This is a genomic window from Mangrovimonas yunxiaonensis (genome assembly GCF_000733475.1).
In the GTDB taxonomy this organism is placed as follows: domain Bacteria; phylum Bacteroidota; class Bacteroidia; order Flavobacteriales; family Flavobacteriaceae; genus Mangrovimonas; species Mangrovimonas yunxiaonensis.
This window is the reverse complement of the sequence record NZ_JPFK01000007.1, coordinates 539,848-556,574: the sequence shown is the minus strand read 5'-3', so window position 1 is coordinate 556,574 and position 16,727 is coordinate 539,848. Positions and strand designations below refer to the sequence as shown.

19 protein-coding genes are annotated in these 16,727 nt (G+C 38.9%); 14 read left to right on the top strand and 5 right to left on the bottom strand.

What is annotated here, in order from left to right:
• Nucleotides 1-294 carry a hypothetical protein gene (locus tag IA57_RS09940; protein ID WP_036122723.1) on the bottom strand — a complete coding sequence of 98 codons (294 nt, stop codon included), beginning with the start codon at nucleotides 292-294 and terminating at the stop codon, nucleotides 1-3.
• A gap of 76 nt (nucleotides 295-370) precedes the next feature.
• Between IA57_RS09940 and IA57_RS09935 the strand changes: the two genes are divergently transcribed.
• The 9 genes from IA57_RS09935 to IA57_RS09895 all read left to right on the top strand — a co-directional run bounded on the left by IA57_RS09935 (nucleotide 371) and on the right by IA57_RS09895 (nucleotide 9,877).
• Nucleotides 371-958 carry a Crp/Fnr family transcriptional regulator gene (locus IA57_RS09935; protein WP_036122721.1) on the top strand — a complete coding sequence of 196 codons (588 nt, stop codon included), beginning with the start codon at nucleotides 371-373 and terminating at the stop codon, nucleotides 956-958.
• Nucleotides 959-977: 19 nt separating this feature from the next.
• Nucleotides 978-1,736, top strand: a complete 759-nt coding sequence (locus IA57_RS09930) for a Rossmann-like and DUF2520 domain-containing protein (RefSeq protein ID WP_036122719.1) — start codon at nucleotides 978-980, stop codon at nucleotides 1,734-1,736.
• The gene (locus IA57_RS09925; protein WP_036122716.1) at nucleotides 1,726-2,256 is read left to right on the top strand and encodes a KdsC family phosphatase; all 531 of its coding nucleotides are present in this window, start codon (nucleotides 1,726-1,728) and stop codon (nucleotides 2,254-2,256) included. Before IA57_RS09930 ends, IA57_RS09925 begins: the two co-directional genes overlap by 11 nt.
• Before the next feature lie 9 nt (nucleotides 2,257-2,265).
• On the top strand, nucleotides 2,266-3,180 hold the full coding sequence (locus tag IA57_RS09920) for a geranylgeranylglycerol-phosphate geranylgeranyltransferase (RefSeq protein ID WP_036122713.1): 915 nt from the start codon (nucleotides 2,266-2,268) through the stop codon (nucleotides 3,178-3,180).
• Nucleotides 3,180-3,767 carry a Maf-like protein gene (locus tag IA57_RS09915; RefSeq protein ID WP_036122711.1) on the top strand — a complete coding sequence of 196 codons (588 nt, stop codon included), beginning with the start codon at nucleotides 3,180-3,182 and terminating at the stop codon, nucleotides 3,765-3,767. Before IA57_RS09920 ends, IA57_RS09915 begins: the two co-directional genes overlap by 1 nt.
• A gap of 58 nt (nucleotides 3,768-3,825) precedes the next feature.
• The gene (locus tag IA57_RS09910) at nucleotides 3,826-4,368 is read left to right on the top strand and encodes a mechanosensitive ion channel domain-containing protein (RefSeq protein WP_036122708.1); all 543 of its coding nucleotides are present in this window, start codon (nucleotides 3,826-3,828) and stop codon (nucleotides 4,366-4,368) included.
• A 23-nt stretch (nucleotides 4,369-4,391) separates the two neighbouring features.
• Nucleotides 4,392-5,459, top strand: a complete 1,068-nt coding sequence (gene corA / locus IA57_RS09905; protein WP_036122706.1) for a magnesium/cobalt transporter CorA — start codon at nucleotides 4,392-4,394, stop codon at nucleotides 5,457-5,459.
• Between the two features lie 104 nt (nucleotides 5,460-5,563).
• A complete protein-coding gene (locus IA57_RS09900) occupies nucleotides 5,564-8,086 on the top strand; it encodes a PIG-L family deacetylase (protein WP_036122703.1) in 2,523 nt (840 codons plus the stop codon).
• Between the two features lie 108 nt (nucleotides 8,087-8,194).
• The gene (locus IA57_RS09895) at nucleotides 8,195-9,877 is read left to right on the top strand and encodes a sodium:solute symporter (protein WP_036122701.1); all 1,683 of its coding nucleotides are present in this window, start codon (nucleotides 8,195-8,197) and stop codon (nucleotides 9,875-9,877) included.
• A gap of 83 nt (nucleotides 9,878-9,960) precedes the next feature.
• On the opposite strand, the gene IA57_RS09890 is transcribed toward IA57_RS09895, so the two are convergent.
• Complete coding sequence (locus IA57_RS09890; RefSeq protein WP_036122697.1) at nucleotides 9,961-10,806, bottom strand: DUF2911 domain-containing protein; 846 nt, start codon at nucleotides 10,804-10,806, stop codon at nucleotides 9,961-9,963.
• 187 nt (nucleotides 10,807-10,993) lie between these two features.
• Between IA57_RS09890 and IA57_RS09885 the strand changes: the two genes are divergently transcribed.
• From IA57_RS09885 to IA57_RS09865, 5 genes are read left to right on the top strand one after another with little or no spacing between them, the layout of a single operon-like run.
• Entirely contained in the window at nucleotides 10,994-11,506 is a 513-nt protein-coding gene (locus tag IA57_RS09885) for a glutathione peroxidase (protein ID WP_036123335.1), read from the top strand.
• Nucleotides 11,506-11,970 carry a TspO/MBR family protein gene (locus IA57_RS09880; protein WP_036122694.1) on the top strand — a complete coding sequence of 155 codons (465 nt, stop codon included), beginning with the start codon at nucleotides 11,506-11,508 and terminating at the stop codon, nucleotides 11,968-11,970. Before IA57_RS09885 ends, IA57_RS09880 begins: the two co-directional genes overlap by 1 nt.
• Complete coding sequence (locus IA57_RS09875) at nucleotides 11,971-12,435, top strand: SRPBCC family protein (RefSeq protein WP_036122691.1); 465 nt, start codon at nucleotides 11,971-11,973, stop codon at nucleotides 12,433-12,435.
• Nucleotides 12,432-13,013: a pseudouridine synthase gene (locus IA57_RS09870; RefSeq protein ID WP_036122688.1), complete on the top strand. Its 582-nt coding sequence runs from the start codon at nucleotides 12,432-12,434 to the stop codon at nucleotides 13,011-13,013. The genes IA57_RS09875 and IA57_RS09870 overlap by 4 nt, the downstream gene beginning before the upstream one ends.
• Entirely contained in the window at nucleotides 13,006-14,310 is a 1,305-nt protein-coding gene (locus IA57_RS09865; RefSeq protein ID WP_036122685.1) for a cryptochrome/photolyase family protein, read from the top strand. Before IA57_RS09870 ends, IA57_RS09865 begins: the two co-directional genes overlap by 8 nt.
• 53 nt (nucleotides 14,311-14,363) lie before the next feature.
• On the opposite strand, the gene murA is transcribed toward IA57_RS09865, so the two are convergent.
• The 3 genes from murA to IA57_RS09850 form a co-directional block, all read right to left on the bottom strand.
• Nucleotides 14,364-15,674, bottom strand: a complete 1,311-nt coding sequence (gene murA / locus IA57_RS09860; protein ID WP_036122683.1) for a UDP-N-acetylglucosamine 1-carboxyvinyltransferase — start codon at nucleotides 15,672-15,674, stop codon at nucleotides 14,364-14,366.
• Between the two features lie 9 nt (nucleotides 15,675-15,683).
• Nucleotides 15,684-16,316 carry a DUF4290 domain-containing protein gene (locus IA57_RS09855; protein ID WP_036122681.1) on the bottom strand — a complete coding sequence of 211 codons (633 nt, stop codon included), beginning with the start codon at nucleotides 16,314-16,316 and terminating at the stop codon, nucleotides 15,684-15,686.
• 62 nt (nucleotides 16,317-16,378) lie between these two features.
• Nucleotides 16,379-16,672, bottom strand: a complete 294-nt coding sequence (locus IA57_RS09850) for a DUF493 family protein (protein WP_036122678.1) — start codon at nucleotides 16,670-16,672, stop codon at nucleotides 16,379-16,381.
• Between the last annotated feature and the right edge of the window lie 55 nt (nucleotides 16,673-16,727).

The window sequence follows — 16,727 nt, the reverse complement described above, 5'->3', positions numbered from 1 at the left end:
TTACATCAGCTGTGCTACATTAACAATTATTAAAGCCACATTAACAACTAACGAAAGAATTAAGGCATTGAATACTGTTTTGGTTTTTAATTGGGCAAAAATAGTGGCATTGTAGAGCATCGATACAATAACACACAAACTTAATTGTACAATTTGGAAAGACTCCTGCGTGCTATTCATTAAAATATACATGGCTGCTATAGAACCTATGCAGCTTTGTAAAATTATGGTTAGGGCAATGTTCATGGTATAATTCTGGCGAAAATCGGTATACAGCTTGTTGTAAAGTTCCATGTTTTTATCTTTTTGTTTTAGTGCTACAAATATCTATAGCCTATCTTTGTTATTTTATGATTCAAATCATAAGGCTATGATACCCGAACCGCTTTTAGAAAAACACCAAGCTACGTTAAAAACCTTCTCTAAGGACCGTGTGCTCTTTAATGAAAACGAAACCCCTAAGTTTTATTATCAAATAAAAACGGGAAGTATAAAAATGTTTAACCTTACCGAAGACGGCAAAGAGTTTATTCAAGGTTTTTTTGAAGACACCCAATCTTTTGGCGAACCCCCGTTATTTGGCGATTTTAACTACCCGGCCAGTGCCATGTGTCTTTCAGATGCTAAAGTGTATGTGCTCCCTAAAGACACCTTCTTAACACTTTTAAAACAGCATCCAGACATTCACTTAAAGTTTACCCAAATGCTATGTAACCGCATGCTTTACAAAGCAAAAATTATACAAGAAGTTTCCATTCACCCACCAGAACATCGGGTATTAACGCTTTTAAATCACCTAAAAACATCAAGCAATACCAGCGGGCTTTACGAAGTTAACCTTACCCGCCAACAAATTTCCGACCTTACCGGACTACGTGTTGAAACGGTTATTAGAACGGTTAAGCAATTAGAAAAAAATGGCGAATTAACCCTTAAACGCCACAAAGTATATATTTAAATATCCTTATTTTAGCGGCATGATTTCAATTTGTCTTATTGGCGCTGGCAATGTAGCCACGCATTTATATAACGCTTTTAAACACAGCGACCACCTAACGGTAAAGCAATGGTACAATCGCGACTTATCTAAAATAAGCACCTATAAAAACGAGGTGGTCATCACCAACGCTATAGAGGACTTGCAAATTGCCGATGTTTACCTTATGGCCATTAACGACGATGCTATTGGTGCTTTATCGGCAGCCCTACCTTTTAATGACCGTTTGGTAATACACACCTCTGGCAGTGTGGGCATTCATGAATTGGACAAGAAACTGAAACGCGGGGTTTTTTATCCGCTACAGACCTTTTCCAAGGAAGCCCCTGTAGATTTTTCCAACGTTCCTATTTGCATAGAAACCTTAGACAAAGCAGACATTGGCACCTTAAAAACCCTTGCCGAAGCCATAGGAAGCAAATGGTATAGAGTTAATACCGAACAGCGCCAGACCCTACATCTATCGGCTGTGTTCGTAAATAATTTCACCAACCAATTGTACCGTATTGCCCATGAGATAAGCGATGCAAAAAACATCGATTTCGATATTTTAAAACCCTTAATCATGGAAACTGCCAAAAAAGTACAAACCGTCTCGCCCTACATGGCGCAAACCGGCCCGGCTGTAAGAAACGACAAAAAGACCATAAAACGTCACCTAAAACTATTAGAAAACCCCAACCACAAAACCCTATACCAGCTGTTAACAGCTTCAATAAAAAAAACACATGGAAAATAAAAGCTACAAAGAATACCTAGAGCATATTACCACCTTTATTTTTGATGTTGATGGTGTTTTAACCAATGGCACCATTACCATTACCACAACAGGCGAAATGCTTCGCACCATGAACATTAAAGATGGGTTTGCTCTAAAAACGGCCTTGCAAGCAGGTTTTAATGTTTGTATCATTTCTGGCGGAACCAACGAGGGCGTTCGCAAAAGATTACGCGGTTTGGGTGTAACAGATATTTACCTAGGTGCTCACAATAAAATTGAACAACTGGACGAATATTTAGACATTTACAACATTAAAGCAGAAAATGTACTGTATATGGGCGACGACATCCCCGATTTGCCTGTCATGACCATGGTAGGCCTGCCGTGTTGCCCACAAGATGCCGTTCCGGAAATTAAAGGAATTTCTAAATACGTATCGCACAAAAAAGGGGGCGAAGGTGCCGTTCGCGATGTTATAGAACAGGTGCTTAAAGTACAGGAAAAATGGAATGGTAATTTTGATGCGAAATACGACTAACGCCTGCACATGAATATTTTAAACCTCATCCGTTGGAAAAACCTGGGCATGATTGCCTTGGCTCAAATTTTGGTAAAATATGCGCTTTTAGAACCTTTTGGGGTTGCAACCGCTTTAAACGGCCTGCAATTCACCCTTTTGGTATTGGCCTCGGTAGGCCTAGCTGCAGCAGGAAATATTATTAACGACATTTACGATGTTGAAACCGATTTGGTTAACAAACCCCATGGTGTTTTAATTGGAAAATCTGTTTCAGAAAAATTAGCTTACAACCTGTTTTTTGCCTTCAATATTCTGGGTGTGCTTTTAGGGTATTATGTTGCAACATCGGTAGGTAAAGACGTCTTTTTTGGGTTGTTTGTCTTCGTTTCGGCGTCCTTGTATTTTTATGCCAGCTATTTAAAACAGGTGCTTTTAGCGGGAAATGTCATAATTTCTTTATTGGTAGCCTTAAGTATAGTTATTGTTGGTATTTTCGATCTGCTTCCAGCTGTTACCCCACACAACCAAGAAACCCAATCGACCTTCTTTAAAATTATTTTAGACTATGCCATGTTTGCCTTCTTTATTAATTTTTTAAGGGAAATGGTTAAGGACATTGAAGACATTGACGGCGATTACAAAGCCGGCATGAACACCCTACCCATTGCCATTGGGCGTGATCGTGCTATAAAAATAGCTTTTGTATTATCGTTACTGCCCATTGCATCCATACTTTACTATACGGCTACCTATTTATACCACCAAACATTGGCCGTTATCTATTTTTTAGTCGGCATTATAGGCCCCTTAATTTTTGTGGCTATTAAGTTATTTTCGGCTGAAACCAAAAAACAACTCCATTTAATTGCCAATTTGCTTAAATTAGTCATGTTTTTCGGTATCTTATCTATGCTATTATACCGCTTTATCCTTTTAAAGTAATGCTACTAAACGACAAATTAAAAGACTATCATATCATTCTAGCCTCTGGTTCTCCCAGAAGGCAACAGTTTTTTAAAGATTTGGGATTGCAGTTCGAGATTAAGGTAAAACCCATAAAAGAGGAATATCCTTCTAGACTACGCCATTTTGAAATTAGCGATTATCTGGCACAACTAAAAGCATTACCGTTTAAAAGCGAGCTTAACGCCAACGACCTCCTAATAACTAGCGATACCATTGTATGGCACAATAACAAAGCCCTAGGAAAGCCTACTTCTGAAACTGAAGCCTTTTTTATGCTAAGTGCGCTAAGCGGCAGCACGCACGAGGTTATCACCTCGGTATGCTTTACCAGAAAGGCATATCAAAAAACAGTAAACTCCATTTCTAAGGTAACGTTTAAAGAGCTCAGCCGGGAAGAAATAGAACATTACATAAAAACCTATAAACCCTTTGATAAGGCAGGGGCTTACGGCATACAGGAATGGATAGGCCTTATAGGCATTACCCGCATAGAAGGGTCGTATTTTAATGTTGTAGGACTACCAACAGATTTGGTTTATAGTACCCTAAATAATTTAGATTAAACCAACACTAATCCATTTTGTAAGCTATCTTTGTTTTACAATCTTTATCCTCGCAATTATGTTTTTCGAAACCTATAAAACAGAACTAATTCAATCGGTTATTCTAATTGGCATTTTGGTTATCATTAGGTTTATGGCCACGCTTGCAATAACGAAAATTGGCAAAAAAAGCGGGATTAACGAAGCCCGTATTCAATTAATAAACCGCTACGTAACTGTAACCTTAGTTCTTATTGCCACTTTGGTGGAAACCCTTATTCTGGGGGTAGAGTTTAAAGATCTGGCGTTAGTATTCTCATCTGTTTTTGCGGTTATCGGGATTGGCCTGTTTGCTATATGGTCTATTTTAAGCAACATTACCTCTGGCATTATCATGTTTTTTAATTTCCCTTATAAGGTTGGCGATAAAATTGAAATTCACGACAAAGATTTTCCCATAAAAGCTATTATAGAAGATATTGGGGCCTTTCAGTTGCATTTACGTTTAGATGACGGCGATCTGGTTACCTACCCCAACAACCTCATCCTGCAAAAACCCGTTACCCTATTAAAAAAAGACGCCATGGAGAATAACCACGACGACGGCCACGATGCTTTATAAAATTTGTTTATTTTTATGTTCTTATGGCAAAAAAAAGAACCTCTAAATACAAAAAGCATGTTGGCCAGGTCCCCGGGGCTATTGTATATACCGGCGATAAAGTTTCTGAAAAGCTCTTTATAGAATCTTTCGACTACAACCCCCAACAAGTTGTAGAGGTAGAACTTAACAATGTAGAAGAAGCTTTTAAGTTTAAGTCCTCTAATACCATTACCTGGATAAACCTCAATGGCTTAAACCACATCGCGGACATCGAAAAAATAGGCCAGCATTACGATCTGCACCCCTTGGTGCTAGAGGATATTGTAAACACCTCCCAACGCCCAAAAATTGACGAATACGACGACTACATCTTCATTTCGTTAAAAATGCTCTACTACAATGCCAATGAGGACATCTCCATAGAACAAGTTAGCTTGGTTATGGGTAGCAATTACGTGCTGACCTTTCAAGAAGCCGAAGGCGATGTGTTCGATACCGTTAGGGAACGCATTCGCAATGGTAAAGGACGCATAAGAGGGCTGGGGTCAGACTATTTGCTTTATGCACTAATCGATGCCATTGTAGACCATTACTACATCGTTTCAGAAACCCTCGGCAACAAAATTGAAGATATTGAAGATGTGCTTTTTGAAGGTACCACCACCGATAAGATGAGCCAACAGGTTCTTAACCTAAAAAAAGAACTTTTAAAAGTACGCCGTGCTATTTTTCCGCTTCGCGAAATTATTAACCGAATAGAAAAAAGCAACACCAAGTTTGTACATGAAAAAACCTTACAGTTTTACAGCGACATCTACGACCACATCATTCAATTATCAGACACCATAGACATTTACCGGGAAATGATTTGGAGTTTAATGGACTTGTACATGACCAACATTAGCAACCGCATGAACGAAGTCATGAAAGTCTTAACCATTATCGCCACAATTTTTATTCCGCTTACTTTTATTGCCGGCATTTACGGCATGAATTTCGACCACATGCCAGAGCTTCATTACAAAAACGCCTATTATATTGTATGGGGATTGATGATCGTTATTTTTATAGGCATGCTTTATTATTTCAGAAAAAAAAGGTGGCTCTAAACACCTCTTATCCCCATTAAGTCCCACACCATGAGTTAAAGAAATTTTAAAACCAGCCTAAGCGCTGGTTTTCTTTATATATTTAACACTGAAAAACACTAACCATGATTAAAACGTTACGGCTATTCTCCTTAATTTTTGCTTTTTCAATTCTTAAAGTCACAGCCCAAGCCCCAAAAAAACCCAATGCTTCAGAGATTTACCAAAGCATTAAAAGGCTTAATTTTCTAGGCTCGGTATTGTATGTTGCCGCCCATCCCGATGACGAGAACACCCGTCTTATCTCCTATTTTTCTAATCAGGTGCATGCAAGAACCGGATACCTGTCCTTAACGCGTGGCGATGGCGGCCAAAACCTTATTGGCCCAGAAATTCGTGAAATTCTCGGAGTTATTAGAACCCAAGAATTGCTTACCGCCAGACATATTGACGGAGGCGAACAACGGTTTACTCGGGCAAACGACTTTGGCTACTCCAAACACCCAGACGAAACCCTAGACATTTGGAATAAAAATGAAGTGTTAAGTGATGTGGTTCTGGCCATTAGACAATTTAAGCCCGATATTATTATTAACCGTTTTGATCATCGAAGCCCAGGAAAAACACATGGGCATCACACGGCTTCGGCCATGTTAAGCTTAGAGGCTTTTGAAATGGCCAACAAGCCCGAAAAATACCCCGAACATTTAAAGATTGCAGCGCCATGGCAGCCCAAACGTGCCTTTTTTAACACCTCTTGGTGGTTTTATGGCAGTGAAGAAAAATTTAATCAGGCCGATAAATCCAACATGCTCGCCATAGACATAGGCACCTACTACCCTGTATTGGGATTGAGCAACTCTGAGATTGCTTCCTTAAGCCGCAGCCAGCATAAATCTCAAGGGTTTGGAAACACTGGTACACGAGGCACACAAATGGAGTACATCGAGCTAGTAAAAGGCGACAAACCAACAACCAATGCCGTTTTTGAAGGCATAGACACCTCCTGGAATCGCGTAAAAGGTGGTCAGGCCATTGGTAGCCTTTTAAAAGATGTTGAAACCAACTTCAACTTTACAAATCCATCGGCCTCTGTTCCTAAACTTATGGAAGCCTATAGGCTAATCCAAAATCTGGAAGACGACCATTGGAAACAACTTAAAACCAAAGAAATAAAACATATTATTGCAGCCTGTTCTGGACTGTATCTAGAAGCCGTAGCCAGTACCAATCTAGCCACAGCAGGAGAAACCATCGACCTGCAATTGGAAACCATTAACAGAAGCCATGCTAAAATTGAATTGATTAGCTACCAAACCCCAAACCATCAAGTTACCAAAAACATGGCCTTGCAACACAACACTGCTTTTGGGTTTAACGACACCCTAAGCATTCCCCAAAACCAGGCGCCAACCACCCCCTATTGGCTTACCCAAAAGGGAAGTCTGGGCATGTATCATGTAGAAGATATGAACAAAATAGGCCTACCAGAAACGCCACGGGTGTTTAATGTAACGTTTAACCTAACCATCGAGGGCACGCCCATAGCCTTTACAAAACCGGTCATCTACAAATACAACGACCCCGTAAAGGGCGAAGTTTACAAGCCTTTTGAAATTGTACCGGCAGCCTCGGCAAAGATTACCGAAAAGGTTATTATTTTCAACAATGCCAATCAGCAAGATATTTCGGTTACTGTTAAAGCTGGGAAGGACCATCTTGAAGGCCAAATTCATATCGCACATCCTGAGGGCTGGGATGTATCGCCCAAAACACAAAAGCTAAGCCTTGCTCGCAAAGGCGAACAGCAAACACTGCACTTTACAATCACCCCTCCAGAGCACCAAAGCGAAGGGTTTATTAGCCCCGTAGTAAACATTAACGAAACCTTATACACCAAAGAGCTTGTAGAAATTGATTACGACCACATTCCGTTTCAAACGGTCTTATTGCCCAGCGAAAGCAAAGTGGTTCGTGTAGATATTAAAAAAATAGGCGACAACATCGCCTATATTGAAGGCGCTGGCGATGTGGTTCCGGAAAGCCTTAAACAACTTGGATATAACGTAGCCATCCTTGCTCCAGAAGACATTTCGACTGAAACCCTAGCGCGTTTTGATGCTGTTGTAATTGGTATTCGCGCTTACAATACCGTAGAGGCCTTAAAGTTTAAACAACAAACCTTATTCAATTTTGTAAAGCAAGGTGGTAACATGATTGTGCAATACAACACCAGTCATGCCTTAAAAACAAACACTTTGGCGCCATACCCCTTAGAGCTTTCCCGCGACCGCGTAACCGATGAACACGCTAAAGTTTCTTTTTTAGAACCCAAACACGCCATTTTAAACTTCCCCAACCACATTACCCAAAAGGATTTTGAAGGCTGGACGCAAGAACGAGGCCTATATTTCCCTAACAAATGGGACCGCCACTTTACCCCCATTCTCGCTATGAAAGATCAGGGTGAATCGGTAAAAAAAGGAAGCCTGTTGGTTGCCAAATATGGCAAAGGACATTACATCTATACCGGCCTGAGCTTTTTTAGGGCATTTCCTGCAGGGGTTTCTGGAACCTATAGATTGTTTGCCAACATGCTCTCTTTAGGAAAAAGCAACATTAACAAAGACCAAACCTTAAACGACTAACTATGGCACAACAACCCAAACAAAAATGGTCTAACCTATACACCTTGGTTTTAGTAGCCAATACCGTTTACATTATTGTGTTTTACCTAATCATGCAAGCCTTTTAATATGGAACTACTCGATTGGATTGTATTGGCAGGAACATTGCTTACCATTGTTGGGTACGGCACCTGGAAAACTAGAGGCAGTAAAAACGTTCAAGATTATGTTCGTGGTGGGAACAGCTCGAAATGGTGGACCATAGGCTTGTCTGTCATGGCTACCCAAGCTAGCGCCATCACATTTTTATCTACTCCGGGACAGGCCTTTCACGACGGCATGGGCTTTGTTCAATTTTATTTTGGAGTACCCCTGGCCATGATTATCATTTGCATGGTCTTTATTCCGTTGTACCACCGTTTAAAAGTTTATACCGCTTACGAGTTTTTAGAAAATCGCTTCGACTTAAAAACACGCAGTCTTACGGCCATTCTGTTTCTTATACAGCGGGGCTTGGCCGCTGGAATTACCATTTATGCACCGGCTATTATCCTTTCAGCTGTTTTGGGTTGGAACCTTACCACACTTAACATTATTATTGGCGTTTTGGTTATTATTTATACCGTTTCTGGCGGCACCAAAGCCGTAAGCATGACCCAAAAGCATCAAATGGCAGTTATTTTTACGGGCATGTTTATTGCCTTCTTTTTAATTTTAAGCTACCTCCCAGAAAATATCACCTTTAGTAAAGCTTTGGATATTGCTGGGGCCAGTGGTAAAATGGATGTTTTGGATTTTTCGTTTAACCTGGAAAACCGTTACACCCTTTGGAGCGGTTTAATTGGCGGAACCTTCCTAGCGCTTTCTTATTTTGGCACCGACCAAAGCCAAGTACAGCGCTATCTTTCAGGGAAATCGGTAAAGGAAATGCAAATGGGCTTAATTTTTAATGGTCTGTTAAAAGTGCCCATGCAGTTTTTTATCCTTTTGGTTGGGGTTATGGTGTTTGTGTTTTACCAATTTAACCACGCCCCCATTAACTTTAATCCTGCAGCGCAGCAAGCCATTTCTAATTCTGGTTACGCTCAGGAATACACCGCTCTAGAAAATGCCCAAACGGCTATTTTCAATGAAAAGCAAACGGCAATTAACGGCTACGTTTCTACAAACAACCCACAATTTGCAGAAGCCATTAAACAGCTCAACACCAAATCTGAAGCCAATCGTGAAGCAGCCAAGCTTCTTATTGAAAAAGCCGCCCAAGAAAACGCCCTAGATGTAGAGACCAACGATAAGGATTATGTTTTTATTCATTTTATTCTGAACAATCTGCCACGTGGCCTTATAGGCTTATTGCTAGCCGTAATTTTAAGCGCGGCAATGTCTAGTACCGCTAGCGAGCTTAACGCCTTGGCATCGACCACTGCTCTAGATTTATACAAGCGTAATTTTGCACAAAACAAAACTGAAAACCACTATGTTAAAGCCACCAAATGGTTTACCTTAAGCTGGGGTGTTCTTGCCATTATTGTGGCCTGTGTGGCTTATTTGGCCGATAATTTAATTCAGTTGGTAAATATTATAGGGTCTATTTTTTACGGCAACGTATTGGGCATTTTCTTGCTGGCCTTTTTCTTTAAGCAAATTCGTGGAAATGCTGTTTTTACAGCCGCTATTATCACACAAATTGTTGTTATTATAGGCTGGTGGTTAGACTGGATGCCCTATTTATGGCTAAACTTATTTGGCTGCATACTGGTTATGGTCTTAGCAGCCGTATTTCAAAAAACGGCGTTTTTTAACAACAACTAACCCCACAACGTTTTGTCTGTTTTATTAAAACAAAAAAGCGCGACCCATTTGGTCGCGCTTTTTTGTTTTTTATTTAAGACGAATTACAGCCCTCCCCATGCTTTTAAGGAGTCTGTATTCATTTTAACATAATCGGCATTTCCTGCTTTTTTGGCGCCCTCTAACGATTTTTTAGCGGCTTCTATGGCACCTTTTTTATCGCCAGCTTCGGCATAAATTAAAGCTTGCTTTCTGTATTGCCAAAACCTTGGCGTTTCTACTAACGATAAAGCTTTGTCTATCCATTGCTTGGCCTGGTTAATATCTTTACCTTCTTCTAAATAGTAAACTGCAGCAGCGTAATAATCGTTTGCACCAGGACCATTCATAACACGGTCTATTGCAGCACTTACTTTTTCACCTGTTGGCACAGAAAATGGTACCGCGGTATAGGTTTTTTCCCAAATAAACTCTAACGCAGCACCATTGTTGGTAATTTGGTTTACATCAATGGTAAACGTTTCAACACTAAATGGTACCTCATGAGTCTCTACCGTTGCTTTTGCTGCTACTTTACTTTCGTCCCAGTTTTGTGGGGTTCCCCAGTTGTTGGTATCAGTATAGAAAAACACATCCCATGATGTTTTAGATGGGGTAATAAAGATGGCGTACGACCCCGCACTTACTGTTTTACCTGCGATGGTTACATCGTCGCTAAACGTCACCGTAGTGTTTTTGTTGGCACCAGCTCGCCATAACTTTCCGTATGGCACTAAGTCGCCAAAAATGGTTCGTCCTCTAACTCCTGGACGCGAATATTCTAATGTCACATCTGTTAAACCAACCTTTTGCTCCAACTTACTAGCTGGACTTGGCTGTGGTGTTTCAATTTGTGCTTTGGCATTAATTGTAAATGCAACTAAAGCAACAAGTAGTAATAATTTTTTCATTGTAGTTAGTATTAATATGTTTTTTAAATTTTATTAGGCTAAAATTACAAATTAAGTGACCTTTTAATTGTTAATGAACCCTTAAATAAAAGCAAAAGATTATATTTTTGTCTAACTTTTATTTATTTTTGTTGAACATTGTATATTTAACTTTTATATGAGAACAATCATTCCAATACTAACTTTTATGGTACTTTTTAATTGTAAAACCAAAGCTCAAGAGCCTAAAACATCTATTTACGATATTGAGATTAATAGTCTTTCTGGGGATCCTGTAGATTTATCTGATTTTAAAGGCAAACACATATTGTTTGTTAATACGGCTTCTAAATGTGGTTTTACACCGCAGTACGAAGACTTACAAAAACTTCACGAAACCTATCAAGATAAACTTGTTGTTATTGGATTACCTTGCAATCAATTTGGAAGTCAGGAACCGGGTTCGGCAACTCAAATCCAAAATTTCTGTCAATCTAATTATGGTGTTGACTTTTTAATGACTGAAAAAATAGATGTAAAAGGTGATAATCAACACGAACTTTATAAATGGCTAACAGATAAAGATCTTAATGGCACAAAAAACTCATCGGTTAAATGGAATTTTCAAAAATATCTTATTGACGAAAACGGCCATTTTGTTGATGTATTTTACTCAATGACAAAGCCCTTAAGCAAGAAGATTACCAAACATTTAAAATAATGAAAACGGCCAAATTAATCATACTATTTTTAGTTATCAATTTTGGCTGTTTGGCCTTGGGTAGTTGGTTAATGGATAATGGCCCGCAATCGCAATGGTACCTTAATTTAAACAAAGCGCCTTGGACACCTCCAGGATGGGTTTTTGGGGTAGCTTGGAGTACTATTATGATATGTTTCTCCGTGTATTTGGCGTATTTATTTAAAGATTTTCAATCACAGTTTGTAAAAATACTGTTTAGTATACAAATTATTTTAAATGTTAGTTGGAACTATGTTTTTTTTAATCAACATTTAGTTTTTTTAGGGCTCGTTATTATAAGTTTACTTACGCTAGTAATAGGATATTTTTACATAAAATACCAACTAGATTATATGAAACGCATGCGGTATTTACTACTCCCCTATTTAATTTGGTTATTACTAGCTACATCTTTAAACACATATATTTTTATAAATAATTAAATGAAGGTATATACGTTACATACCACTCAGAAATTACCTATTTCTGTTGAAGAAGCTTGGACTTTTCTATCCAATCCAGCAAACCTAAAAACCATTACACCAGATTATATGAGTTTTGATATTTTGTCTGGAGCCGACAGAGCAATGTTTCCTGGACAAATCATTCAATATATAGTAACACCGGTTTTTGGTATTAAAACAAAATGGGTTACCGAAATCACTCATGTTAAAGACAACACCTATTTTGTAGACGAACAACGTTTTGGGCCTTATGCCTTATGGCATCATAAACATTTTATAAAACCTATTAATGGTGGTATTGAAATGGAAGATATTGTTCACTATAAACTTCCTTTTGGGGTTCTAGGACAACTTTTTCATCCTGTATTGGTAAAACCAAAACTAAACGAAATATTCAATTATAGGCAAAAAAAGCTCATTGACTTATTTGGTGAATTTAAATGATGGAACAACATTTTAAAATACATAAGCCTTACGGGTATTTAAGTCAGTTTGTTAATAATCAAAATAAACGTCGTAACAAAAAGCTCTTGGGCGAACTTGGTGAGTTTCCCGAAAACACTATGGCCATTGGTAGACTTGACGAAACTTCTGAAGGCTTATTACTATTAACAACTTGTGGTAAAACAAGTCATTACATAAATAGCTCCAAAGTCGAAAAAGAATATCTGTCACAAGTTGATGGTGTAATTACAGAAGACGCTTTAAATCAACTTAAAACTGGTGTTACCATTAGTATTAACGGAAAGCCATACCACACAAAACCTTGCCAAGTAACTACCAATATTAATCCAAATCATTTCCCTATAGAAAAGCGCCATGTTCGCGACTCTCGTCATGGCCCTACTTCTTGGGTAAGCATTACACTTACCGAAGGAAAATTTAGGCAAGTACGTAAAATGACGGCCAAAGTAGGCTTTCCTACCTTGCGTTTGGTTCGCGTTCGTATAGGAACCATTCATTTAGATTTAAACCCAGGAAAACACAAACCTTTACAAGAAAACGAATTACCTAATGCGTAAAACCATAAACATATTTTGGTTTCGTCGTGATTTACGATGGGAAGACAATGTTGGCCTATTTCATGCTTTAAACAACCGTTTACCTGTCCTACCAATATTTATTTTCGATACCGAAATCTTGGACAAACTACCTAAAGACGATGCGCGCGTAACGTTCATATTCAACACTTTGCAGCAAATGCGTAGTTATATTGAAGGTAAACATAATAGTGGTTTGGCGCTTTTCAAAGGAAAGCCTATTGATGTTTTTAAAAAACTGGCGGCAAATTATACCATTAACACCGTATTTACCAACCACGATTACGAACCTTATGCTAAAAAACGTGACAAGAATATTGAAACGTTCTTAAAAGATAAGAATATCGCTTTCAAAACTTACAAAGACCAAGTAATTTTTGAAAAAAATGAGGTAGTAAAAAACGATGGTGATCCTTATGTGGTGTATACACCTTATATGAAAACCTGGAAAGCCAATTTTAAAACCATTCAATTAAAAACCTATAATACAAAACCGCTTCTAAAACATGTAATCAAAGAAAACCATTTACCAAACATCAGTTTAAACGACCTAGGTTTTACAATCTCTAATCAAACTATAAAACCATATACTGTGTCGCCAGAGCTTATTCAAAACTACGAAGCTACCCGCAATTTTCCAGCAAAAGATGCTACATCTCACTTAGGACCACATTTACGTTTTGGAACAGTAAGTATTAGAGCAATAGTGAAAAAAGCCATTGCCGAAAACAATGAAATCTTTTGGCAAGAACTTATCTGGCGTGAGTTTTTTATGCAGATTTTGTGGCACTTTCCACATACGAAAAACAAAAGCTTTAAACCAAAATACGATCGTATTGAGTGGCGCAATAACGAAACCGAGTTTAAAGCTTGGTGCGATGGCAAAACAGGATACCCTTTGGTAGATGCTGGAATGCGAGAGCTTAACAAAACAGGCTATATGCACAATCGCGTTAGAATGTTAGTAGGTAGTTTTCTATGCAAACATTTACTAATTGATTGGCGTTGGGGCGAAGCTTATTTTGCCGAAAAACTTCACGATTATGAGATGGCTAGTAATATTGGTAACTGGCAATGGGTAGCTGGGTCTGGTGTTGATGCTGCTCCTTATTTTAGAATTTTCAATCCCACGACGCAAATTAAAAAATTTGATAAAGACCATAAATACATCAAAAAGTGGGTGCCCGAATATCAGGAACTAACCTACCCTAAACCCATTGTAGATCATAAAGAAGCACGTGAACGTTGCTTAGCAACTTATAAAAATGCTTTAAACTAAAAAAACGCCTGAAAATACAGACGTTTTTAGTTATTTATGATAATATAAATTGTTTAATCTAAGCGTTCAATTTTGGCGCCAATGGCCTGCAAGCGTGTTACAATATGCTCGTAACCACGGTCAATTTGTTCAATATTATGAATGGTAGACGTTCCTTTAGCAGACAAAGCCGCTATTAATAACGAAATTCCGGCGCGTATGTCTGGCGAGGTCATGGTGGTGGCCTTTAATTGCGATTTAAAGTCGTGCCCGATGATAGTGGCTCTATGCGGATCGCAAAGAATAATTTTCGCCCCCATATCAATTAACTTGTCAACAAAGAACAAGCGGCTCTCAAACATTTTTTGGTGCACCAAAACACTGCCTCTCGCTTGGGTTGCCACAACCAAAACAATGCTTAACAAGTCTGGTGTAAACCCTGGCCACGGCGCATCGGCAACGGTTAATATCGAACCATCGATGTAGCTTTGTATTTCGTAGCCATTGGTATGTGCGGGAATGTAAATATCGTCGCCCTGTTTTTCTACGCTAATGCCTAGTTTTCTAAAAACATTAGGAATTTGTCCCAGATCGTCCCAACTTACGTTTTTAATGGTCAGTTCGCTTTTGGTCATTGCTGCCAAGCCTATCCAACTGCCAATTTCAATCATGTCTGGCAGCATGGTATGCTCAGTTCCTGTAAGAGCTTTAACACCTTCTATGGTTAATAAATTTGAACCAATGCCAGAAATTTTTGCTCCCATCCTATTCAGCATCTTGCAAAGCTGTTGCAAATAAGGTTCGCAAGCTGCATTGTAAATTGTGGTTGTGCCCTCGGCTAAAACTGCAGCCATAACAATGTTGGCGGTTCCAGTTACCGAAGCCTCATCGAGTAGCATATATGCGCCTTTTAAGGTATCGGCTTCTACCCCATAAAAATACTCTTCGCGATTATAGCGAAACTTGGCGCCTAAGTTAATAAACCCTTCAAAATGGGTATCCAAACGGCGGCGACCTATTTTATCGCCTCCCGGTTTTGGGATATATCCTTTTCCAAAACGTGCCAACAGCGGCCCAACAATCATGATAGAACCACGAAGGCCACGACCATCTTCTTTAAATGCGGCAGATTCTAGGTATTTTAAATTCACCTCGTCTGCCTGAAATGTATAGGTGGCTTCTGATAGCTTCTCGATTTTAACCCCGAGATTGCCCAAAAGATCTATTAGTTTGTTAACATCAACAATATCTGGGATGTTCTTTATGGTTACCTTATCTGGCGTTAACAATACGGCACAAAGAATTTGTAGGGCTTCGTTTTTGGCGCCTTGGGGCTGAATGCTTCCTTTTAATTGGTGGCCGCCTTCAATTTTAAAAATTCCCATAACATGTGTTTAGTAGCGTTTGCGATTTCTGGTTTTCTTGTTGGTCTTTTTGCTGGTGCGTTGTTTGTTGCTTCCACGCATTAGGCTAGACGCATCGGTAAGATCCTCTTCGGAAGTTTTTAGATTGATTTTTCCTTCTGACAGTTCATGCAGATGCCCAAAAATCACGGAGTCCTCAACGGTATCTTTATTCCAGTTTAAGTAGCTTTTTTTCATGTGGTTGGCAATGGTATAGATTAGGGCGTCTTTTTTATCGCCATCTTCCCAAGTGCAAGCCACATCGATCATGGTCTTTATGTTGTTGCCATAAAACCTGTATTTGGGGTGGTTTTGTGGGTAACGTAAAGGGTCTGGACGTTCTAGTAATTTATCTTTAGAAGGTTTTTCGAACGGCGAGTCTACATCCAGCTCAAAATTGGCCATAATAAACAACTGGTCCCAAAGTTTATGCTGAAAATCGGTAACATCCCTTAAATGGGGCTGCAAATTGCCCATCACATCTATAATGGCTTTGGCCACTTTGTTTCTTTCGTCTCTATTTTCAACGGTTTTGGCATGCTTTATCATTTTCTGAATATGCCTACCATATTCGGGAATAATCAAATGTTCGCGTTCTGAATTATATTCTAATTGTGCTATCAAAATGTATTGAGGGTTAAAATTTTTATGAAGTCTTTTCCTTTAGCGCAAAGTACAAAAAAAAACTATAGGCTAATAACGCCTTCTACTTTTTCTGCAACTTCGATATACTTTTTTACAACCTGCTCCGGATCCCGTAGCAAAACGTTTACAGACACGCTGGTATACTTCCCGTTTTTAGACGTTGCTGTATGGATTACTGCTCCCATATTATCGAAAATGGCCTCGATTTCGGCTATTTTTTGGGAGTCTGATACCACTATAAATTTATACAAGTATTCTGCTGGCCATGACGTGGTTTCGTATAGCTGCTGCTTTAGTTTTTCGTAAAATTCTGCTGTTTTCTTATTTAATTCCATCGTTGTTTTGTCTTTAACAAAGATACACTTTGGTTTCTATTTTTTATTTCCCTTT